Origin of the sequence: Novosphingobium aromaticivorans DSM 12444 (assembly GCF_000013325.1) — a bacterium.
Lineage (GTDB): Bacteria > Pseudomonadota > Alphaproteobacteria > Sphingomonadales > Sphingomonadaceae > Novosphingobium > Novosphingobium aromaticivorans.
Genome location: NC_007794.1, coordinates 2,180,887 through 2,201,461 on the forward strand (window position 1 = coordinate 2,180,887; position 20,575 = coordinate 2,201,461).

At 65.4% G+C, this 20,575-nt stretch carries 18 protein-coding genes; 7 read left to right on the top strand and 11 right to left on the bottom strand.

Features of this window, described 5'->3' with window-relative positions; translation table 11 throughout:
* Positions 1–124: 124 nt before the first annotated feature.
* Both panB and SARO_RS10280 read left to right on the top strand, forming a co-directional pair.
* Positions 125–994, top strand: coding sequence for a 3-methyl-2-oxobutanoate hydroxymethyltransferase (panB, locus tag SARO_RS10275; protein WP_011445691.1), 870 nt, complete (start codon positions 125–127; stop codon positions 992–994).
* A gap of 79 nt (positions 995–1,073) precedes the next feature.
* Positions 1,074–2,141, top strand: coding sequence for a DUF475 domain-containing protein (locus tag SARO_RS10280; protein ID WP_011445692.1), 1,068 nt, complete (start codon positions 1,074–1,076; stop codon positions 2,139–2,141).
* A 2-nt stretch (positions 2,142–2,143) separates the two neighbouring features.
* Here SARO_RS10280 and SARO_RS10285 read toward each other — a convergent pair whose 3' ends face one another.
* The 6 genes from SARO_RS10285 to SARO_RS10310 all read right to left on the bottom strand — a co-directional run bounded on the left by SARO_RS10285 (position 2,144) and on the right by SARO_RS10310 (position 10,242).
* Positions 2,144–3,211, bottom strand: a complete 1,068-nt coding sequence (locus SARO_RS10285) for a CaiB/BaiF CoA transferase family protein (RefSeq protein ID WP_011445693.1) — start codon at positions 3,209–3,211, stop codon at positions 2,144–2,146.
* 74 nt (positions 3,212–3,285) lie between these two features.
* The gene (locus SARO_RS10290) at positions 3,286–4,887 is read right to left on the bottom strand and encodes a tetratricopeptide repeat protein (protein WP_049759369.1); all 1,602 of its coding nucleotides are present in this window, start codon (positions 4,885–4,887) and stop codon (positions 3,286–3,288) included.
* Positions 4,853–6,229 carry a PEP-CTERM-box response regulator transcription factor gene (gene prsR, locus SARO_RS10295; protein ID WP_011445695.1) on the bottom strand — a complete coding sequence of 459 codons (1,377 nt, stop codon included), beginning with the start codon at positions 6,227–6,229 and terminating at the stop codon, positions 4,853–4,855. The genes SARO_RS10290 and prsR overlap by 35 nt, the downstream gene beginning before the upstream one ends.
* The gene (gene prsK / locus SARO_RS10300) at positions 6,229–8,364 is read right to left on the bottom strand and encodes an XrtA/PEP-CTERM system histidine kinase PrsK (RefSeq protein ID WP_011445696.1); all 2,136 of its coding nucleotides are present in this window, start codon (positions 8,362–8,364) and stop codon (positions 6,229–6,231) included. Before prsK ends, prsR begins: the two co-directional genes overlap by 1 nt.
* Positions 8,365–8,374: 10 nt before the next feature.
* Entirely contained in the window at positions 8,375–9,760 is a 1,386-nt protein-coding gene (locus SARO_RS10305; protein ID WP_041551008.1) for a TIGR03013 family XrtA/PEP-CTERM system glycosyltransferase, read from the bottom strand.
* 200 nt (positions 9,761–9,960) lie between these two features.
* Positions 9,961–10,242 carry a hypothetical protein gene (locus SARO_RS10310; RefSeq protein WP_011445698.1) on the bottom strand — a complete coding sequence of 94 codons (282 nt, stop codon included), beginning with the start codon at positions 10,240–10,242 and terminating at the stop codon, positions 9,961–9,963.
* Between the two features lie 119 nt (positions 10,243–10,361).
* Between SARO_RS10310 and SARO_RS10315 the strand changes: the two genes are divergently transcribed.
* Complete coding sequence (locus tag SARO_RS10315; RefSeq protein WP_041551010.1) at positions 10,362–12,671, top strand: patatin-like protein; 2,310 nt, start codon at positions 10,362–10,364, stop codon at positions 12,669–12,671.
* A gap of 70 nt (positions 12,672–12,741) precedes the next feature.
* Positions 12,742–13,305, top strand: coding sequence for a cytochrome b/b6 domain-containing protein (locus SARO_RS10320; protein WP_011445700.1), 564 nt, complete (start codon positions 12,742–12,744; stop codon positions 13,303–13,305).
* A gap of 21 nt (positions 13,306–13,326) precedes the next feature.
* Here SARO_RS10320 and dnaJ read toward each other — a convergent pair whose 3' ends face one another.
* Complete coding sequence (gene dnaJ, locus SARO_RS10325) at positions 13,327–14,463, bottom strand: molecular chaperone DnaJ (RefSeq protein WP_011445701.1); 1,137 nt, start codon at positions 14,461–14,463, stop codon at positions 13,327–13,329.
* 85 nt (positions 14,464–14,548) lie between these two features.
* Positions 14,549–16,456, bottom strand: a complete 1,908-nt coding sequence (dnaK, locus tag SARO_RS10330; protein WP_011445702.1) for a molecular chaperone DnaK — start codon at positions 16,454–16,456, stop codon at positions 14,549–14,551.
* Positions 16,457–16,623: 167 nt separating this feature from the next.
* Here dnaK and SARO_RS10335 point away from each other — a divergent pair, with 167 nt between their 5' ends.
* Together SARO_RS10335 and SARO_RS10340 are read left to right on the top strand one after the other, a co-directional pair.
* Entirely contained in the window at positions 16,624–17,169 is a 546-nt protein-coding gene (locus SARO_RS10335) for a copper chaperone PCu(A)C (RefSeq protein ID WP_011445703.1), read from the top strand.
* The gene (locus SARO_RS10340; protein ID WP_011445704.1) at positions 17,166–17,690 is read left to right on the top strand and encodes a hypothetical protein; all 525 of its coding nucleotides are present in this window, start codon (positions 17,166–17,168) and stop codon (positions 17,688–17,690) included. Before SARO_RS10335 ends, SARO_RS10340 begins: the two co-directional genes overlap by 4 nt.
* Here the strand turns inward: SARO_RS10340 and SARO_RS10345 are convergent.
* Positions 17,675–17,932 carry a glycine zipper domain-containing protein gene (locus SARO_RS10345; protein WP_011445705.1) on the bottom strand — a complete coding sequence of 86 codons (258 nt, stop codon included), beginning with the start codon at positions 17,930–17,932 and terminating at the stop codon, positions 17,675–17,677. The genes SARO_RS10340 and SARO_RS10345 overlap by 16 nt on opposite strands.
* A gap of 166 nt (positions 17,933–18,098) precedes the next feature.
* Between SARO_RS10345 and SARO_RS10350 the strand changes: the two genes are divergently transcribed.
* On the top strand, positions 18,099–18,776 hold the full coding sequence (locus tag SARO_RS10350) for a cysteine hydrolase family protein (protein WP_011445706.1): 678 nt from the start codon (positions 18,099–18,101) through the stop codon (positions 18,774–18,776).
* 105 nt (positions 18,777–18,881) lie between these two features.
* Here the strand turns inward: SARO_RS10350 and grpE are convergent, their stop codons facing one another.
* Complete coding sequence (gene grpE / locus SARO_RS10355; protein ID WP_011445707.1) at positions 18,882–19,442, bottom strand: nucleotide exchange factor GrpE; 561 nt, start codon at positions 19,440–19,442, stop codon at positions 18,882–18,884.
* The gene (gene hrcA, locus SARO_RS10360) at positions 19,439–20,503 is read right to left on the bottom strand and encodes a heat-inducible transcriptional repressor HrcA (protein ID WP_011445708.1); all 1,065 of its coding nucleotides are present in this window, start codon (positions 20,501–20,503) and stop codon (positions 19,439–19,441) included. Before hrcA ends, grpE begins: the two co-directional genes overlap by 4 nt.
* Positions 20,504–20,575 lie beyond the last annotated feature (72 nt).

The following is a 20,575-nucleotide window of genomic DNA, read 5'->3' on the forward strand; positions in this document are numbered from 1 at the left end:
AAGCTAGCGGGAACCGGGCATCGCGCAAGCCATTTTTCCCCAAGATTGCGCGTGTGCAGCGCCAGCCTTGCGGCTTTCTGACAAGGCAGTAGAAGCATCAGCCCGCCTGAAAGGATGCGCGCCCATGTCCACGACCTTCCAGCTCGATACCTCGACAAGCCGTGCCAACCCCACCCCGGCACCGATGAAGCGCCTGACGATCCCCGCGATCCGCCAGCGCAAGAAGGACGGCGTGACGGCACAACCGGTCGTGATGCTCACCGCCTATACCGCCCGTCAGGCGCAATTGCTCGACGCCCATTGCGATCTGCTGCTGGTCGGGGATTCCCTTGGCCAGGTGATCTATGGCCTGCCTTCCAGCGTTCCGGTCACGCTCGACATGATGGCAGCCCATGGCGCGGCGGTCGTGCGTGGATCGTATCACGCGGCGGTCGTGGTCGACATGCCGTTCGGCAGCTACGAAGCATCGCCGCAGCAGGCCTTCGAAAGCGCCTCGCGGCTGCTGAAGGAAACCGGTTGCGCGGCAGTGAAGCTCGAAGGGGGCGAGGCCATGGCCGAAACGGTCGCGTTCCTCACCAACCGGGGCATCCCGGTCATGGGCCACGTCGGCCTCACCCCGCAGGCGGTCAATGTGCTGGGCGGCTACAACGCGCGCGGCCGCAGCGAGGCCGAAGCGGCCAAGATCGTCGGAGACGCACGGTCGCTTGCCGATGCCGGTGCCTTCGCCATCGTGATCGAAGGCGTGGTCGAGCCCATCGCGATTGCCATCACCCAGGCCGTGGCGTGCCCGACAATCGGCATCGGCGCCTCGGCTCAATGCGACGGGCAGGTTCTGGTCACCGAAGACATGCTCGGCATGTTCGAGCGCGTTCCGCGGTTCGTGAAGATCTACGAGGATCTCGCCGGGACCATCTCCGGGGCTGCGGCGCGTTATGCCGACGAAGTGCGCGCGCGCACCTTCCCCGGTATTGAACAGACGTACCAGCCCAAGTAACCGTCACGCCGAGGTAACCGTCACGGCCAGGCCATCGTCACACCTCGGCCGGCACACCAAGACAGACAGGGAATTCCGCTTGCTCCGCTTCTACAAGGGTTCGATCCTCTTCACGCTCGTATGCCTTGCACTGGCGGTGGCCTATGGCTGGATGCAGACCGGGACCGCGTCGGGCACGATGTCGCTGGTATGGATCGTGTTCGTGCTGTCGATCCTCGAAATCTCGCTGTCGTTCGACAACGCCGTGGTCAACGCCGCCGTGCTGGAGGACATGGACGAAGTCTGGCAGAAGCGCTTCCTCACCTGGGGCATGGTGATCGCCGTGTTCGGGATGCGGATCGTCTTCCCGTTGGCGATCGTGGCGATTGCCGCAGGGTTAGGCCCGATCGAGGCACTGAACCTCTCGCTGAAGGACCCGAAGCGCTACGAGGAGATCGTCAGCAGCGCCCACGTCGGCATTGCCGGCTTCGGCGGAGCCTTCCTGGCGATGGTCGGGCTTTCGTTCTTCTTCGACGGAGAGAAGGAAGTCCACTGGATCAAGTGGGTGGAGGAAAAGCTCGCCGTCGTCTCGAACATAAAGGCCGCAGAGATCGCGCTGCTGCTCCTGTCGATCTATGGCATCTCGCTGATCCTTCCGCCGGAGGAAGCGCTGACGTTCGTCGTCGCGGGCGTTCTCGGCCTCGTCACGTTCATCGCGGTCGAAGCGCTCGGCACGATCCTTGAAATGCGCGAGGAAGCGCAGAAGGCGGCGGGCGTGGTGGTTCGCTCGGGCCTGGGCGGTTTCCTCTACCTCAACGTGCTCGACGCCTCGTTCAGCTTCGACGGCGTGATCGGCGCCTTCGCGCTTTCCAACAACATGGTGATCATCGCTCTCGGCCTTTCGATCGGTGCGATGTTCGTCCGCTCGATGACGATCATGCTGGTCCAGAAGGGCACGCTCTCGGAGTATCGCTACCTCGAACACGGCGCATTCTGGGCGATCATCGCGCTCGGTGCGATCATGCTGCTGTCGGCGCGCTACCACATCCCCGAAACGGTCACGGGTCTGATCGGTGCGGCGCTGATCGGCCTATCGCTGTGGTGGTCGATCCGCCACAAGCGCAAGTACCCCGATGCCGAACTGGACGCCGCCGTAAGGGCCGACTGACTTCAGCCGCCCTCGCGCGCGGCCAGCGAGGGCTGCGGCGCCGGCGTTCCGAGAAAGCGGGGCGCGGGCGCGGGCATGACCATGCCGCCGTCCTCGACGAAGGTCCCCCGTGCGACGTTGTGCGGATGGCGGGGCGCCTCGCGCAGACTGAGTACCGGGGCGAAACAGATGTCGGTGCCGTCCATGATGGCGCACCATTCATCGCGGGTGCGGGTCAGGAAAAGCGCCGCAAGCCGGTCCTTGAGCCTGGGCCAGACGCGCGGGTCCATCTGCGGCGCGAATTCGGGATCGTCTGTCAGCCCGGTCTTTTCCAGAAGCAGGGCATAGAACTGGGGTTCAATCGAGCCGATCGATATCCACTTGCCGTCGCTCGTCTCGTAGGTGTCGTAGAAATGGGCCCCGCCGTCGAGCAGGTTCACGCCGCGCTCGTCCTTCCAGCGGCCATTGCCGAGGAACGTGTAGGTCATTGCGGAAAGAATCGCCGCGCCATCGACCATCGCGCAATCGACGACCTGTCCCTTGCCCGTGCGTTGCGCCGAGAAGACCGCCGCCATCACGCCGAACGCCATCAACATGCCGCCGCCGCCGAAATCGCCGACAAGATTGACCGGGAACTGTGGCTTTCCGCCCGCTTGCCCGAAGCTGTGGAGCGCGCCCGCCAGTGCAATGTAGTTGATGTCGTGTCCGGCGAGCGGCGCCATCGGCCCCTCCTGTCCCCAGCCGGTCATGCGCCCGTAGACCAGCCCGGGATTGTCGGCGAGCAGAACGTCGGGGCCAAGGCCCAGCCGTTCCATCACCCCGGGGCGATACCCCTCGACGATGGCGTCGGCCTGCTTCACCAGTTCGCGGATGCGCGCGATCGAAGCCGGGTCCTTGAGGTCCAGTTCCAGCCGCTCGCGATTACGGTTGAGAATGTCACGGTTGCCGCTGTCGCCGACGCGGTCGCCCTTGGAGGGCCGGTCTATGCGGATGACGCGGGCGCCATGGTCGGCCAGCATCATGCACGCGAACGGCCCCGGGCCGATGCCCGCGAATTCGAGTACGGTCAGCCCATCGAGTGCGCCCGGCATGCCATGTCTCCCAGATTTAATCGTTCGATTGAATCGGAATTAATCATGCCGGAGGACACTGTCGAGCGCCGAGTTCATGACGGATTGCGCAGGCCCCTGGCGCGCAGCACCGCCTCGATCATGGCGGCGCCCGCCGCATCGCCCAGTTCGGCGCGCCCCGCCGAAAGCAGCTTCATCGCCTGCGGACTGCCGGGATTCTGCCAGAGATAGCGCGCGACGAGTGCATTGGCCTCGGCAGCCTTGCCCTGACGCCTCAGAACCAGGTCGATGCGCTGAAGCGTCGGAAGGTTGAAACGAATGACGGCAGCGCGCCCATACATTTCCTGCGCCTCGGCGAAATCCCCGGACATGAGGCGCGCATCGCCGGCAAGAAGCCAGGCTCCCGCCGCGCCGGGGCTGGCCTGACGCAGCCGGTCTGCAACGGCAACCGCTTCGCCCGCACTTCCCGCCTCGATCAACCCGCGAATGTAGGGCACGGCGGTGGCGGCAAGGTTCGGCGACTGTCCATAGCCAATGGCCAGGGCGCCAAGGGGCTGTCCTGTCGGGATGACCGTCGCAGGCACTGGCTCCGCTCGCGCAGCGCGCCCTCGCAATTGTTCGCCTTCGCGCTTTCGCCTGAGCCCGGACAGCGCATCCGCCGTGACCATAAGAAGATAGCGCGACGCGGATGCGGATTGCGCCCACTGGCCTGCGACATCGAGGGCCTGCTGATTCAATCCTTCGCGTTCCAGCGCCCTTGCCAGCAGTGTCCGCGCCTGGAGGTTGTCGGGCTGCGCCCGCACCAGGCGGTCGAAGTACCCGACCGCGAGATTGGCGTTCCCGGCCTGATACTCGAGCAATCCGTTGAGCAGCATCGCAGCCGGGACATCGCGAAACGCCGTGCCGGTCTGCTGCATGATCTTGCGGGCAAGATCGATGCGCCCTGCCCGCGCTGCCAGTACGGCCTGAAGGTAGAGCGCGCGCAGGTTGCCCGGATCTACCTTTGCCAGCTTGCGGCACACGACCAGCATCGCGCGATACTGGCCAAGGTCGCCAAGCGTGGCGGCATATTCGCCCAGCAGGCCGGTGTCGTCAGGGGCCGCCGCCAGCCCCGCCTCGAACCATGGCAGCGCTGCACGCAGGCCAAACTGTTCGCGCACCAGCAACCCGCGCAATTCGAGGCTGCGGGGATCGCGCGGCGCCAGTCGCACCGCGCGATCGGCGGCTTCGATCGCTTGCGCCTCCTCGCCGCCCATGAAGCGCAAACGGGCAATGTCTATCCACAACGACGACTCGTCAGGCGCCAATCGCAATGCCTGGTCGAAGGCGTATCCGGCAGCGCCGAGATTGCCCTCGACAAGCTCCAGACGCCCTTTCAGGCGCCATCCGCGCGCTTCGGTGCCAGATGGAAAGGCGCCTCCGTAAAGCACCTTGCGCGCTTCCTGGCGGTTGCCCTGCAGAAGAAGCGCATCGCCAAGCTCGGCGCGCACCTCGGTCAGCGGGACACCCTGTCGCAGCGCCTGGCGCAGCGGCACTTCGGCGGCAATGCCATCGCCCTTCGCCAGGGCGGTCCTTGCCTTGGCGAGGGCATCGCCAACGGACGTACCTCCACGCGCCGGCCCGACCGCCAGCGCGACAAGCAGCAGGCCGGCGGCCAGCCGCCTAGTTCTGGAGGTCGTACTGCTTGAGCAGATCATAAAGCGTCGGCCTGCTGATGCCGAGCAGGCGCGCGGTGCTGGAGATGTTGCCTTCGCTGCGGGCGAGCGCGTGGCGGATGACCTTGCGGTCAGTCGCTTCGCGCGCGGTCTTCAGGTTGAGCGGCGATGATTCCTCGTCCGCATTTCCCGGCAGGTCGAGATCGGTTGCGGTAACCAGCCTGCCGTCGGCCATGATGACCGCACGCTTGACGCGGTTCTCCAGCTCGCGGACGTTTCCGGGCCAGTTCCAGCTGTCGATCGCCGCCAGCGCATCCGGCGCGAAGCCCTTGACCTGCGGGTTCATCTCCTTGGCAAAGCGCATGAGAAAGGTCTTGGCGAGAAGCGTCGCATCGCCGGGGCGCTCCGCCAGGCTGGGAATGCGCACAACGATTTCCGCGAGGCGATAGTAAAGGTCCTCGCGGAACCGCCCATCGGCAATCATGGCCTCGAGGTTCTGGTGCGTGGCGCAGACGATGCGTGTATCGACCTCGATCGACTTTCGCCCGCCGATGCGCTCGATCGTCCGTTCCTGCAGGAAGCGCAGCAGCTTGACCTGAAGCTGGAGCGGAATGTCGCCCACTTCGTCGAGGAACAGCGTGCCGCCGCTGGCCTGTTCGATCTTGCCCTCGGTCGTCTTGACCGCTCCGGTAAACGCTCCCTTCTCGTGCCCGAACAGTTCGCTTTCGAGCAGATTCTCCGGAATGGCCGCGCAGTTGATCGCGACAAACGATCCGCGTGCGCGTCCGGACGCATCATGCAGGCCGCGCGCCAACAGTTCCTTGCCGGTGCCGCTCGCGCCCAGCAGCATCACCGAGACGCTGGTATTGGCGACGCGCTCGATTGTGCGGGCCACCTTGATCATCTCGGGTGCCGCGGTGATCATGCGCCCCAGCACCCTGTTGTCGGTGCTTGCACGGGTCGCGAGATGGCGATTTTCGGACTCGATCCGCGAAAGGTGCAGCGCACGGCGAACGATCAGGCCCAACGCATCGATGTCCACCGGCTTCTGGTAGAAGTCGTACGCCCCCTTCTCGATGGCCTTGAGCGCGCTTTCGCGGGCACCGTGGCCGCTTGCGACGATCACCTTGGTGTCGGGGCGCAGGGCCATGATCTCGTCGAGCACGGCAAAGCCCTCGGTGGTTCCGTCAGGATCGGGCGGCAACCCGAGGTCGAGGGTCACGACCGCCGGTTCCACCGAACGTAGCAGGGTCAGCGCGCTTACCCTGTCGCCCGCGATGAAGACGTCGAAATCCTCGTACGCCCATTTCAACTGCGCCTGCAGACCGGGATCGTCCTCGACGATCAGCAGTGCCGGTCGCTGTCCGGGCTTCGCTTCGCTCATCATGCCACCTTCTTGTCGGCGGAGCCTGTGCTGCCGCCAATCGAATCCATCAACGGCTTTGCCGCCGCCAGCGGCAGCCGCACCGTGAAGCGGCTACCGAGCCCCTCGCGGCTCTCGACCTCGAGCTTGCCTCGCATCGCCTTGACCAGTTCGCGCGCCTCGAACGCGCCGATGCCGAAGCCACCCTGCTTGGTCGACACGAACGGCTTGAACAGACGGTTGCGGATGAATTCCGCGCTCATGCCGCAGCCGGTGTCGATAACCTCGATGGTGCAATAGAGGCCGTCGGCGTGAAGCTGCAGGAACACGGCCATGCCATCCGGGCTGGCATCGAGCGCGTTCTGCACCAGATGAAGGACGACCTGCTCGAGCCCTTCGCGATTGGCCAGGACCGGGCACGGCGAGACGTGCGTCAGATGAACCCGTGCAAGGCCCGGCGCATTGTAACGCTCGGCGACCGCTCGCAGGATCTCGCCGACGTCGACTTCCTCGACCTTCTCGCTGCCGCTGCCACCATATCGGGACAGCCGGGCCAGCAGTGCGTTCAGCTTGTCCGCCGAGTTGCGCAGCGTGATCAGCATGTCCGCACGGAACTCGGGATTCTCCGCGTGCTTTTCGGCGTTGCGCGACAGCAGGCTGAGCTGGCTCGCGAGGTTCTTGATATCGTGCATGACGAAGGCCATGCGGCGGTTGAACTCGTCGAAGCGGCTGGCCTCGAGCAAGGCCGATTGGCCTGCGTGCTCGGCCAGATAACTTGCGAGCTGCATTCCCACGACCCGCAGCAGATCGAAATCTTCCCAGTCGAACTTGCGCGCCACTGGCGGGCGCCCAAGGATCACCAGGCCGACAAGCCGGTCGAAATGAAGCAGCGGCACCAGGGCCCACGCCGCCTGCTCATCGACCAGCCAGCCCGGTACGACCGCCTTCTCGCCCTGCAAGTCGACGCCGGCGCGCAATTCATCCAGATCGACGATGAAGCCCCGCTTTTCGAAGAATGGCACGGCGCCTGCCGGGACAGCCTCTGCCGGAACTTCCGCAGTCGGCCACTGCCAGCGGGCCGCAAGCACAAGCTCGCCGCCTTCCGCCGGCACCAGCAACAGGCCCGACGAACTGTCGGTGATGTCGGCCACTGCCTGCACCACGCGCTCATGCAATGGCGGAGCATGTGCGCCCGCGCGTCCTATCGTGCGGGTAAAGCGGAGCCATTCGGCTCGGTAGTCATAGCGGTGCTGGAAGAAATGCTTGGCCACCATGACCTTGAGCCAGCCGCGCACGCGACCGGACGGCATGATCGCCACGACCAGCACGCTGGTCACGAAGACGAAGCCCAATTGCACGAGTTGGCTGGCATTCCCGCCCATCCAGGCCAGCGACTGCGCCGCGCCGACCATCACGATCATGTAGACGCCGATCACCAGCAACGAGAGCGACTGGAATGCCACCGCTCGCGACGGCGAAAAACGCAGCGCCGAGCGACCGCGCACGGCGCCGACCACCAGCAATGCGGCAGCGCCCAACTGCGCAACACCGCGCAGGGCGACCAGTTCGGCCGGGACCGACTTGGCCAGATAGGCGATCGTGTAGAGATTGAGATCGTAGCCCCAGATCATCGCCAGGGCAGCACAGGTCCAGCGCAGCGCCGTCCGCTGTTGCGCCATCGCACCGGCATAGAGGTTATGGACCAGCACCAGCGCGCCAGTGGCCACCAGCAGTCGGAAGAGCACCGATATCTGGAAAATCATCGCCTGCGCGGCCGGAACGTGCCCGGACCGCAGGTTCATCAGCAGCAGTAGCGGCTGAAGCAATTCCACAAAGACCAGCGAAGCGAAGACCGGTCGGACCGGCCCGACGCTGGCGTGGCGTCCGTCGCGCGTGAAAAGGACAAGCGCAAGGCTCAGCCAGCCGAGGCTCCGCAGCGTCTCGAAAAGCTGCGCCACGAAGGTCAGCGGCCCCATTCCCGCGATGACCAGCGCCCAGGCGGCGGTCACCCCGTAGACCATCACATCGGCGCGACCGGATGCTCCCCCGTCGCGGCGGCGGCGTTCCCAGCGCCACGCGGCCAGCATCAGGAACGCGAATGCCGAGGCGATGAACGCCCACTCGCCGAAGCCTTCCCAGGTCAGTGGATTGAGCATGGCACGCCTTTCACCGCGCGCCTTCGTGCCACAGCACGACGCGCAAGGTCTGGAGCAGGATCAGGAGATCGAGAAAGGGGGTGTAGTTCTTGGCGTAGTAGAGGTCGTATTCGAGCTTGTGCCGTGAATCCTCGATGGACGCGCCATAGGGGTAGTTGATCTGCGCCCAGCCAGTGATGCCTGGCTTCACCATGTGGCGCTCGGCATAATAAGGCAGCTTGTCTTCCAGGTCGGCCACGAACTCGGGACGTTCCGGGCGCGGCCCGACGAAGCTCATCTCGCCTTTCAGCACCGTCCAGGCCTGCGGCAGTTCATCGATCCGCAGCTTGCGGATGATCCGGCCGATGCGGGTCACGCGAGGATCGTCCTTCTGCGCGAACTGCGCCCCGTTGGCTTCCGCATCCATGCGCATCGAACGCAGCTTGATGAGGTCGAACGGCTGACCGTAGAGGCCAACGCGCGTCTGGCGGAAGAACGCAGGGCCCTTGCTGTCGAGCTTCACCAGCATCGCGAACAGGAGGATGACCGGGAACGTGGCGACAAGCAGCAGCAGGCTCGCGCCAATGTCGAAGATGCGCTTTGCCACGCTCGACAGCGCCCTGCCCGATGAGAACCCGTCTGAAAAGATCAGCCAGCTCGGATTGACCGTGTCGAGGTCCACGCGGCCCGTCTCTCGCTCCATGAAGGAGGAGAAGTCGTTGACGTGGACGCCGGTGGTCTTGATCCTGAGAAGATCCTTGAGCGGCAAGGCGTTCCGCCGCTCCTCGAGCGCGAGGACCACCTCGCTGACGCCAAGGTTCTCGACGTAGCGCGTCAGGTTGTTGATCGCATCGCGATGTATCGCCTCGACGACCGTCGGTGCAGCGCTGCTCATGCCGATGTAGCCGACGATGGCGAAACCGGCTTCAGGCCTCTCTCCGAGCTTGCGCAGCCTTTCGGCCCGCGCTCCCGCGCCAAGGACCAGGACGCGCCTGCGGAAGGCCGACGTGCCCAGCAATCCGCCCAGAAGGAGGCGGATGAGCACGAGCATCCCCATGGCCAGGAACATCGCGTAGAGCAGATTCGAACGCCACAACGTCCGCCCCGGCAGCATGAAATAGACGACCGACAGCGCAATGATGCCAAGGCTTACGGCGACCAGCAGGCGCGCGGTCGCATAGCGCATCGAACGCAGGGCATCCGAACCATAGACGCCGACCGCGATCATCGCGGTCTGCACCAGCCCCGCGAACAGCAGCAGCGGCGTCAGGCGGATGCCGAACTGGCCGGAATCGATGCCGATCTGGTGGGCGCGAAGCTGCCAGCCGATCTCGCCCGCGCCGAGCAGCAGGATGAAATCCAGCAGCCCCAGCAGCAGGACCGAATGCGGTATATAGTGTTTGAACAGGCGGATCATCTGCCCGGCGCTTGCCATCCCCTTGGAAGCCGGCAGGCTCCCACGGGCAAGGGCATACTGCGCAAAGGGTAAAGCGTCGGTTACCCTGACAATTCAAACGCCATTTGAGACGGGTATAATTACATTTAAAATCAAATTTTTAGGAGAAATCATTAAAATTGCTTGTCGGCCGGGTTTACAACTTGCCCGGCCGACTTCGATCACTTGCCGTCGCCGTCGGTCGCTTCCTTGGCGGCATTGCCGACGTCCTTGGCGGCCGCGCCGACGTTATCCGCTGCCCGCTCGATCGCATTGTCGCGCGAGGTGCGGCTGTCGGTTGCCTGCATCAGGAAGTAGCCGCCCACGAGAAGCGCCACGATCAGGACAAGCGCGACGAGCCAGCCGCTGCCGCCGCCGCCGCCGCCACGACGCTCTTCATAGACGGTGGTGCGAGAATGGATCGCACCGTCGGGTTCACGCACCTCGACTCGTTCTTCAACCATTGGTCTGCCTTTCCACGCTGGCTATCGTTGCGGTAGAAACCAGCGCAACGCCGGACCGGTTCCCCGTGCGCGCAAGTTCGCACTGGCAGCCACGCCTCTTCCCTGCCATGCTGCATCTCATGCGGCAGAAGGAATTGCGCATCGCGCTGGTCTGCTACGGCGGCATCAGCCTCGCAGTGTACATGCACGGCGTGACGAAGGAGTTGTGGCACGCGACACGCGCCAGCCGTGCCTTCCATCGCCCGGAATCGCCCACGTCGGTCGGCGTGGAAGCCGTCTATCTCCGCCTGTTCGAGGAAATCGAACTCACCAGGGACCTGCGCCTGCGCCTTCTTGCCGACATCGTCTCCGGGGCGAGCGCCGGCGGCATAAACGGCGTATTCCTGGCCCAGGCGATCGCGACCGGGCAAAGTCTCGAACCATTGACCGCGATGTGGCTCGAACGCGCCGACATCGACGTACTTCTCGATCCGGATGCCAAGCCGGTAAGCCGGTTTGCCAAGTTCTGGGCGCAGCCGCTGGTGTGGTTCATTCTCAAGCGCCCCGGCAACGTGGTCACGAGCACCGTCGCGCCCGAAACACGGGCCGAAGTCCGGCGCAAGGTCTCCCGCCTGATCCGCGCGCGCTGGTTCGCCCCGCCGTTCAGCGGCATCGGCTTCTCGCGGATGATCGCCGACGCGCTCGATGCAATGAAGGCCGCACCCGAGGGCGACCCGCTCCTGCCGGAAGGGCACCCCATCGACCTGCTGGTCACGGCAACCGACTTCAACGGCCACCTCGAGGAACTGCGCCTCAACAGCCCGGCGACGGTGGTGGAAAGCGAGCATCGCCTGTCCATCGCCTTTCGCCGCGCCACGAGCCGCAATGGCGACCGCGATCTGGCGCCCTGCCCCGAACTGGTCCTCGCGGCACGCTCGACGGCCAGTTTCCCGGGGGCCTTCCCGCCGCTCGCGGTCGACGAAATCGACCGGCTCGTCTCCGAACGCGGCGCATCATGGCCAGGGCGCGACCGATTTCTCGAGCGCATCATGCCCAGCCACTGGAAGCGCGGGGAGATACAAGGCGTGGCGCTGGTGGATGGCGCGGTGCTGGTGAACCGTCCTTTCGCGCAGGCGATAGGCGTCTTGCGCGACAGGCCGGCCCGGCGCGAGGTGGACCGCCGCTTCGTCTATATCGACCCAAGCCCCGATCACATGCGCATCGTCCCCAGGGGCGGGCGCACCGTTGGTTTCTTTTCCGCGATATTCGGTTCCCTGTCCTCGATCCCGCGCGAGCAGCCGATCCGCGACAACCTGGAATCCCTCGAACGCCAGTCCCGCCAGCGCGCCCGGCTTCGCGCCATCGTCGATGCGCTTCGGCCCGAGATCGAGGAAACGGTCGAGGGCCTGTTCGGTCGTACGTTGTTCTTCGACAGCCCCAACGCCCGCCGGCTCACCGCGTGGCGCAACAAGGCGCAGCAGGCGGCAGCCGAGCGCGCGGGCTTCGCCTTTCACGGCTATGCCCAGACCAAGCTTGCAGGGATCGTGTCGGACCTTGCCGAACTTATCCATGAAGCCGCCCCGCGCGCCGCCCCTGCCGACAAGATCGAGACGGCGCTGTGGACGCATCTTGCGGAGAACGGAATGGACCGCCTGTCCGCGATGCGCGGCGGCGCCACGGAACAGGCGATCGTGTTCTTCCGGACGCACGACCTCGCCTTTCGCATCCGCCGCCTCAAACTGCTCGCGCGGCGCCTGACGCATGACTGGGACATCGGCGAAAGCATCGACCCCGCCGCCCGCGAAGCCGCGCGCGATGCCGTCTACCGGGCGCAGGCGCTCTACCAGGGGCGGGAAACGGCGGAAGGTCTGGGCCCGGGATTTGCAGAGACCGCCAGCGTCGCAACGGTCGATCCAGGCGCGGCGCTTGCCGCCATCGCCAGCCGCCGCGACCTCGTTGGCCTCGATATCCAGGTCGACGCGATGCTTGTCGCCGCGCTCGACGCAATGGACAAGCCGCTGCGTCGGCGCTTCCTCCACGCCTACCTCGGCTTTCCCTTTTACGATATCGCGACCCTGCCCCTTCTCCAGGGCGAAGGCATGGGCGAATTCGATCCGGTCAAGGTCGACCGGATCTCGCCCGACGATGCTACCTCGATCCGCAAGGGCGGCACCTTCGCCTGCCTGCGCGGGGTGGAGTTCTTCAACTTCGGGGCATTCTTCAGCCGCGCCTACCGCGAGAACGATTACCTGTGGGGCAGGCTCCATGGGGCTGAGCGGATGATCGACTTGATGGCATCAACCGCCGAAACGCCCCTTCCAGATCAGCTCATCCGCACGTTCAAGCGGGATGCGTTCCTCGCCATACTCGACGAGGAACAAGGCAAGTTGCTGGCCGAACCCGGCCTGGTCGATACGGTGCGCAAGGAAGTTCACGCAAGCTTCGCTTGATGATGCAAGTCAAGGAAATGACCGCACGAATTGCTAGGCCGCTCGGCAGAGGGGCAAGAAAGGCAACTCGATGAACGGCTTTCGCTTCTATCATCTTCTGTTTGCGGGCGGCGTTGCGCTCGCCTGGCTTACCGCTGAATCGCTGGGGCTCGTCCACGCATGGACCGGCTATGTCGTTGCTGCGCTGATTGGCCTGCGCCTGATCCTGTCGGCATTGGGCGCTCGCGGCTTCGACCTTGTGCGTCTCAAGCCAAGGTTCGCCACCGCGCCCCGCGGACAGGGCGGCCTGCGCCATCCCGCAATCGGCAGGCTGCTGACGCTCGCGCTGCTTGCCGCCGTCGCGACAACCGCCACGACCGGGATCGTCATGGACAAGGGCGGGACGCTGTTCGGCCAAAGCATCCGCGCGAAGGACGAGGAGCGCCGCGAGGAACGCGAACACGCTTCCGCCCGCCAGGACGACGGCGAAGAAGAGGGCGAAGGCGAGGACGAAGAGGGCCTGCTCGGCGAAATCCACGAAACGACCGGCAACGCGCTGCTGCCGCTCGTTTCGCTGCATGCGCTATGGCTGCTGTTCTTCAGGCTGGATCTGGCGCGCTTCGTGCTGTTCCTGCCGCGCCGCCGCCCCGCATGACCGGAGCGGCACGCGCACGCCTTACTCGGTAAGGTCGGTCCAGGCGTCCTTGATCCGTTCGAAGAAGCCCTTCGACTGGGGGCATTCCTCGCCGGTCTCGGTCGCCTGGAACTCGCGCAGCAGTTCCTTCTGGCGCGCGGACAGCTTGGTCGGCGTCTCGACGTGGATCTCCACCACGAGATCGCCAATTCCGCGTCCCTGAAGCACGGGCATGCCCGCGCCACGCTTGCGCAACTGCTTGCCGGACTGGATGCCGGCGGGAATCTCGATGGCGTGGACCTTGCCGTCGAGGCCCGGAATCTCGATCTCGCCGCCAAGCGCCGCAGTGGTGAAGCTGATCGGGCAACGGGTCAGCAGCGTCGTGCCTTCGCGCTCGAACACCCGGTGCCGCTGGATGTGGAGGAAGATGTAGAGGTCGCCCGGAGGCGCACCGAACGGCCCCGCCTCGCCCTTTCCGGCAAGGCGGATGCGGGTGCCATTGTCCACCCCGGCCGGGATCGTGACCTGCAATCGCTGCTCGGCATCGACCCGGCCCTCGCCACGGCAATGCTTGCAAGGCTTTTCGATCACTTCGCCGCGCCCGTGGCAATTGGGACACGGCCGCTCGACCATGAAGAAGCCCTGCTGGGCACGGACCTTGCCGTGGCCGCCACAAAGGTTGCAGCGCCGCGCGGACGTGCCGGGCGTCGCGCCCGATCCACCACAGGGATCGCACTTCTGCGAAACCTCGACCTCGATTTCGGCATCCTTGCCGTGGAAGGCGTCTTCCAGGCTGATTTCCATGTCGTAGCGCAGGTCGGCCCCACGGCGCGGCTGCTGCCGGCCGCCGCCGCCGAAGGCGCCACCGAAGATCGTCTCGAAAATGTCGCCGATGTCGCCGAAGTCGCCCCCGCCGAAGCCACCGCCCCCGGCTCCTCCACCGGCGCCCTGCTGGAACGCGGCGTGGCCATAGCGATCGTAGGCCGCCCGCTTCTGCGGGTCGGAGAGGCAGGCATAGGCCTCGTTGATCTGCTTGAACCTGGCTTCGGAATCCGCGCACCCGGGATTCTTGTCCGGGTGGTACTTCATCGCCAGCTTGCGATAAGCGGACTTCAGCACCTTGTCGTCCGCGGTGCGCTCCACTTCGAGCAGTTCGTAGAAATCGATCTCGGCCGACATTGCGGTTCCCTAACGCGGGCGTTCAAGAAAGAATGGCCCGCCGCTCACGCGTTCACGCAAGCGGCGGGCCGGTTTCATCGCAACATCACTTGTTCTCGTCGACTTCCGAGAACTCGGCGTCGACGACGTCATCGTCGGCCTTCGGGGCTTCGGCACCCGGAGAAGCCGCAGTTGCCTGCTCCTTCTCGTAGATGGCCTGGCCCATCTTCATGGCCTTGTCCGTCAGGGCCTGCGCCTTGGCGTTCATGGCGTCGATGTCGCCGCTCTCGACGGCTGTCTTCGCCTCGGCGATGGCCGCTTCGATCTCGGCCTTGAGGCCCGCGTCGACCTTGTCCCCGTTTTCCTCAAGCTGGCGCTCGGTCGCATGGATCAGGCTTTCGGCGTTGTTCTTCGCCTCGGCCGCCGCACGGCGCTTCTTGTCCTCTTCAGCGAACTTCTCGGCATCGCGGACCATCTGGTCGATGTCTGCGTCCGAAAGACCGCCCGAGGCCTGGATGCGGATCTGCTGCTCCTTGCCGGTGCCCTTGTCCTTGGCCGAGACGTTGACGATGCCATTGGCGTCGATATCGAACGTCACCTCGATCTGCGGCACGCCGCGCCGTGCGGGCGGGATGCCGACGAGGTCGAACTGGCCAAGGAGCTTGTTGTCCTGCGCCATTTCGCGTTCGCCCTGGAAGACCCGGATCGTCACCGCCTGCTGATTGTCCTCGGCAGTCGAATAGACCTGGCTCTTCTTGGTCGGGATCGTGGTGTTGCGGTCGATCATCTTGGTCATGATGCCGCCCAGCGTCTCGATGCCCAGCGAAAGCGGGGTCACGTCGAGAAGCAGCACGTCCTTGACGTCGCCCTGGAGAACGCCGGCCTGGATTGCCGCGCCCATCGCCACGACTTCGTCAGGATTCACGCCGGTGTGCGGTTCCTTGCCGAAGAAGTCCTTCACCACTTCGCGGACCTTGGGCATGCGGGTCATGCCGCCCACGAGAACGACGTCGTCGATCTCCTTGGCCGAGATGCCGGCATCGGCCAGCGCCTTCTTGCACGGATCGAGCGTGCGCTGGATCAGGCCGGCGACAAGCTTTTCAAGGTCGGCGCGGGTGACGGTTTCCACCAGGTGCAGCGGCGTGGTCGCGCCGCCTTCCATGCGGGCCGTGATGAACGGCAGGTTGATCTCGGTCGTCTGTGCCGACGAAAGCTCGATCTTGGCCTTTTCCGCCGCTTCCTTCAGGCGCTGCAGGGCGAGCTTGTCGGTCTTCAGGTCCATGCCTTCCTTGGCCTTGAACTTGTCCGCCAGATACTCGACCACCGCGGTGTCGAAGTCTTCGCCGCCGAGGAAGGTGTCGCCGTTGGTCGACTTCACCTCGAACACGCCATCGCCGATCTCGAGGATCGAGATGTCGAAGGTGCCGCCGCCAAGGTCATAGACCGCGATCGTCTTGCCGTCCTGCTTGTCGAGGCCATAGGCCAGCGCCGCCGCGGTCGGCTCGTTGATGATGCGCAGCACTTCGAGGCCCGCGATCTGGCCGGCGTCCTTGGTCGCCTGGCGCTGCGCGTCGTTGAAGTATGCCGGAACGGTGATCACCGCCTGCGTCACGGTCTCGCCGAGATAGGCCTCGGCGGTTTCCTTCATCTTCTGCAGGGTGAAGGCCGAGATCTGCGAAGGGCTGTAGTCCTGCCCGCCCGCCTTGACCCAGGCGTCGCCGTTCTTGCCCTTGGTGATGGTGTAGGGGACGAGTTCCGTGTCCTTCTGGGTCATCGGATCGTCAAAGCGGCGGCCGATGAGGCGCTTCACCGCGAAAATCGTGTTGTCCGGGTTCGTCACCGCCTGGCGCTTGGCCGGCTGGCCGATCAGACGCTCGCCATCCTTGGTGAAGGCGACGATCGACGGCGTGGTGCGCGCACCTTCCGAGTTCTCAATGACCTTGGGCGTGCCCCCGTCCATCACCGCAACGCAGCTGTTGGTCGTACCCAGGTCGATGCCGATAACTTTTGCCATGGTTTCCCCAATTCCTTCCAATCAAGACACCGCGAGGATCGACATCCCCCTGCCGGGCAGATGCCTGTGCGCGGCTCAGTTGTCGGCGATATAGGTGCGGTTCTTCTTGGCACAAGGCCCCCGGGGCCTTACCTCGTGAAGCGAAAATACAGGAGGAGTTCCAAGCAATGCGCAAGCTGGTCATCGCAAGTCTCACGAGCATCGCCCTCGCCCTGTCCGGATGCGGCCAGAAGACCGACGGCGCGAGCCCCGAGGCGAGTGAAACGGCCGATGCCACGCCCGAAAGCGCGCCGGGCATAACGCTCTCCGACGCATTCATCAGGCTTCCCGCCGTGCCCGGCAGTCCGGGTGCCGCATACTTCACCGTATCGCAGGGCAACGGCGCGCCCCGCCGCATCGCCGCAGTCTACGTCGAAGGCGCCGAACGGGCAGAGATGCACGAGACCGTCACGACCAACGGCATATCCTCGATGAAGCCGGTGAAGGACGTTGCGATCGAGGCCGGAAAGTCCGTCTCGTTCAAGCCCGGCGGGCTCCACGTCATGCTGTTTGACGTGTCCGACACCCTCAAGCAGGGTGGAACGACAGAACTGACCATCACGCTCGACAATGGCGACAAGGCCACGGTCCCGGCACGCATCGAAACGCTGGGCAGCGCTTCGATGGAAGGAATGGACCACGACATGTCCGGCCATGACATGAGCAAGATGTGAGAGAAACCGATGCTCCCTGCCCGCCCGGCGGGGAGCGTCCACTGACTGCCGGAGAATGCGCGCTGGTCGCCGAGGTGTTCGGCGGCGCGGTCGATCCGCTTCCTGTCCGCATCCGTCGTCGGCGGTGGTTTCCGCTCCAGCCGACGGCGACGGTAATGGCCCCCATGGGCCATATCCATTTCGCACCCGGGAATCCCCTCTACCGCGAAGATTTCTCGCAGGCCGCATTGCCGCTACAGGGACTGTTCGTGCATGAAATGGTGCATGTCTGGCAGGCGCAGGTGCGCGGGCGATGGTGGCTTCCGCTGATGCGCCACCCGTTCTGCCGATATGCCTATGCCTTCCGCCCGGGGCGCCCCTTCACCCGCTACGGAATCGAACAGCAGGCCGAAATCGTGCGCCACGCCTTCATGGCAAAGCGGGGCCACCCGTCGCCGGGGGCCCCGCCGCCGGAACTGCTGCAAGCGATCCTACCGTTTCGGCAGTTCCCGCAGTTCGCGCCTGCTCAGCAGGCCCAGTAACGGTCGCCGTTGCGGTCGTAGCGCCAGCAGCGGTCGTTATCCTTCTTGATCTGCGATCCGCCGACCGCGCCGACGGCCCCGCCGATCGCGGCACCTGTGGCGATGTCGCCGCCCGTCGCCGCCGCGACGCCAGCGCCGGCTGCGGCGCCAACCGCGGTTCCTTCAGCCGCATAGTTGCGCGCACAGCCGCCCAGCGTCGCCGCCGAGCCGAGGATGAGCGATGCAATGATGAACTTGCGCATGGTCTTTCTCCATTTTCACGGGAAGGACGACCTCGGCGGCGGACGGTTCCCGGTCCTGCGGCGAAGCGGTGCGCCCGCACGTTTCTCCTGCCGAAATGCCATGGTGCCAGCCCCGGACAAACGGAGGCGCATCGGCCACAATGGCGCTTCATAGGGAGAACAGCCCATGCCACATGCCGTCGATCACCACGCAATTCTCGCCCGCTTCGCACCTTCACGGGGCGGCGACGGCAACATCTTCCGCGACATCGATCCGTCCCGGCTCGCCCATATAGTGGTCGACATGCAGAACGGCTTCATGGAGGAAGGCGCACCGGTCGAGGTGCCGGTGGCGCGCACCATCGTGGACAACATCAACCGCATCTCGGCCGCCGTCCGCGATGCCGGCGGGCACAACGTCTTCCTGCGCTACACGACCCCGCCCGAAGGCGGCCCAAGCTGGTCGAACTTCATGGTGCGCATGGGCCGCGAGGCGCAAGGCCACCGCGAAGCCTTCACGCCGGGCGCGCACCACTGGCAGCTCTGGCCGACGCTGGACGTCCGAGAAGCCGACGCAATCGTCGACAAGCACCGCTTCAGCGGCTTCACGCCGGGCACCTGCGCCCTGAAAGACGTCCTCGACGCGCGCGGCATCGACACCGTGCTCATCACCGGCACGCTCACCAACTGCTGCTGCGAAAGCACCGCCCGCGACGCGATGCAGCACAATTACCGCGTGCTGATGGCGAGCGACGCCAACGCTGCCCTCTCGGACGAGGAACACGCCGCCACCCTGCACATCATGGCCATGGTCTTCGCCGATCTCCACTCGACGCAGGAAGTCGTCGACCTGCTGGGCAGCTGAAAAGAGAAGCCCCCGCGCAGGCGGGGGCTCCGGGTTGCGTTACGGAACGCAATTACAGGCCGTCCCGGCCCCCGCCTGAACGGAGACCCGACGGCGCAGACCAGGTCAGTCCGGCTTCTTGGCCACCGCCACCATCGCGGGCCGCAGCAGGCGGTCCTTGATCATGTAACCGGCCTGAAGCTCCTGGATAACCGTGCCGGGCTCCGCATCGGCAGAAGGCATCTCGATCATCGCCTGGTGCTGGTGCGGGTCGAGCGGCAGGCCCATCGCGGCGATGCGCACGATGCCGTGGCTGGAAAACACCTTCTCGATCTCGCGGCCCGTGGCCTCGAGGCCGGCGACAAGGTTCTTGAACTTGTCGTCCTCGCGCAGGTCCGCCGGGATCGATTCGAGCGCACGCGAAAGGTTGTCGGCCACCGACAGGATGTCGCGCGCAAAGCCGGTCGCGGCATAGGCGCGGGCGTCGGCGACGTCCTTCTCCATGCGGCGACGCACGTTCTGCGTCTCGGCCTTGGCATAGAGCACGTCCTGCCTGGCCGTTTCCAGCTCCTCGCGCAGCTTGGCCAGTTCATCGTTATCGGACGTCCGGTCAATCATGTCCTCGGGCACGCCCTTCAGCTCGGCTTCGACTTCTGCGTCGGTGGGGCGCGTGTCGTTATCGCTCATTTTCTCGAAAATCCGTCTTGTCCGATGAATTTGCCCAGGGTCTGGGCGGTGAAGTCCACCATGGGGACGACGCGCGCATAATTCAACCGGGTTGGGCCGATAACGCCCACCACGCCAACCACGCGTCCGTCGCCATCGCGCCACGGGGAAGCGATCACGGATGACCCCGAAAGCGAGAACAGGCGATTCTCGCTGCCGATGAATATCCGTGTTGCCTGCGCCTCGCGGGCCGCGTCCAGCACGCGGGCAATGGCCTCGGCGCCTTCCAGCTCCTCCAGCAATTGCCGAACCCGTTCGATGTCCTGAAGCGCGGTCTCGTCAAGCAGGTTCGCCTGCCCGCGCACGACCATTACGGGCCGCGCGGTGGCGTCCTGGGTCCAAACCACGAGTCCCCGCTGCACCAGGTCGGCACTCGCCTCGTCCAGCGCCGAACGCCCGCCGGCGATTTCCGCCCGGACCACGCCCGCCGCCTCGCCAAGCGTGCGCCCATGAAGCCGGCTGGTCAGATAGTTCCCCGCCTGCTCGAGCGCAGACGGGCCAACCGGTTCGGGAAGGTCGATCACGCGGTTCTCGATTCCCCCGTCCTCGCTCACCAGCACCGCCAGCGCGCGCAGCGGCGAGAGCGGGACGAACGAGATCTGCACCAGCCGCGGCTCACGCTTGGGCACCATGACCACCGCCGCGCCTGCCGAAAGCTCGGACAGGGCCGTGCTGGCAGCGGCCAGCGCGCTCTCGATAGTGCCGCCCGCGACCAGCCCGCGCTCGATCTGCGCGCGCTCAGCGGCCGAAGGCTCGGCCACCTGCATGATGCCATCGACGAACAGGCGCAGGCCGAATTCCGTGGGCATGCGCCCGGCGCTGGTGTGCGGCGCGGCCAGCAGGCCCGCGTCCTGGAGTTCCTGCAGGACAGAGCGGATCGATGCGGGCGAAAGATTCACGCTGCCATGCCCGGCCAGCGCCTTTGAACCGACCGGATGCCCGCTCGCGATGTAACCTTCTACCACGAGACGGAAAATCTCGCGGGCGCGGTCTGTCAGATCGGTTAGCGTGGGTGCGGTCATGGCAACAATCTATTCACCGCTCTTGCAGGCTCAAGAGCAATGCGCCAGAGGCCGCGCAAACTTGCGAGGGAA

What these genes read in the sequence shown, in the direction of transcription:
- dnaJ (WP_011445701.1), bottom strand. Translation starts at nt 14,463, where the DNA reads ATGTCGGCCGAGATCGATTTCTACGAACTGCTCGAAGTGGAGCGCACC.
- SARO_RS10290 (WP_049759369.1), bottom strand. Translation starts at nt 4,887, where the DNA reads ATGATCTGCTCAAGCAGTACGACCTCCAGAACTAGGCGGCTGGCCGCC.
- hrcA (WP_011445708.1), bottom strand. Translation starts at nt 20,503, where the DNA reads ATGACCGCACCCACGCTAACCGATCTGACAGACCGCGCCCGCGAGATT.
- grpE (WP_011445707.1), bottom strand. Translation starts at nt 19,442, where the DNA reads ATGAGCGATAACGACACGCGCCCCACCGACGCAGAAGTCGAAGCCGAG.
- SARO_RS10345 (WP_011445705.1), bottom strand. Translation starts at nt 17,932, where the DNA reads ATGCGCAAGTTCATCATTGCATCGCTCATCCTCGGCTCGGCGGCGACG.
- SARO_RS10350 (WP_011445706.1), top strand. Translation starts at nt 18,099, where the DNA reads ATGCCACATGCCGTCGATCACCACGCAATTCTCGCCCGCTTCGCACCT.
- SARO_RS10310 (WP_011445698.1), bottom strand. Translation starts at nt 10,242, where the DNA reads ATGGTTGAAGAACGAGTCGAGGTGCGTGAACCCGACGGTGCGATCCAT.
- SARO_RS10335 (WP_011445703.1), top strand. Translation starts at nt 16,624, where the DNA reads ATGCGCAAGCTGGTCATCGCAAGTCTCACGAGCATCGCCCTCGCCCTG.
- SARO_RS10320 (WP_011445700.1), top strand. Translation starts at nt 12,742, where the DNA reads ATGAACGGCTTTCGCTTCTATCATCTTCTGTTTGCGGGCGGCGTTGCG.
- panB (WP_011445691.1), top strand. Translation starts at nt 125, where the DNA reads ATGTCCACGACCTTCCAGCTCGATACCTCGACAAGCCGTGCCAACCCC.
- prsR (WP_011445695.1), bottom strand. Translation starts at nt 6,229, where the DNA reads ATGAGCGAAGCGAAGCCCGGACAGCGACCGGCACTGCTGATCGTCGAG.
- dnaK (WP_011445702.1), bottom strand. Translation starts at nt 16,456, where the DNA reads ATGGCAAAAGTTATCGGCATCGACCTGGGTACGACCAACAGCTGCGTT.
- SARO_RS10315 (WP_041551010.1), top strand. Translation starts at nt 10,362, where the DNA reads ATGCGGCAGAAGGAATTGCGCATCGCGCTGGTCTGCTACGGCGGCATC.
- SARO_RS10285 (WP_011445693.1), bottom strand. Translation starts at nt 3,211, where the DNA reads ATGCCGGGCGCACTCGATGGGCTGACCGTACTCGAATTCGCGGGCATC.
- prsK (WP_011445696.1), bottom strand. Translation starts at nt 8,364, where the DNA reads ATGCTCAATCCACTGACCTGGGAAGGCTTCGGCGAGTGGGCGTTCATC.
- SARO_RS10305 (WP_041551008.1), bottom strand. Translation starts at nt 9,760, where the DNA reads ATGATCCGCCTGTTCAAACACTATATACCGCATTCGGTCCTGCTGCTG.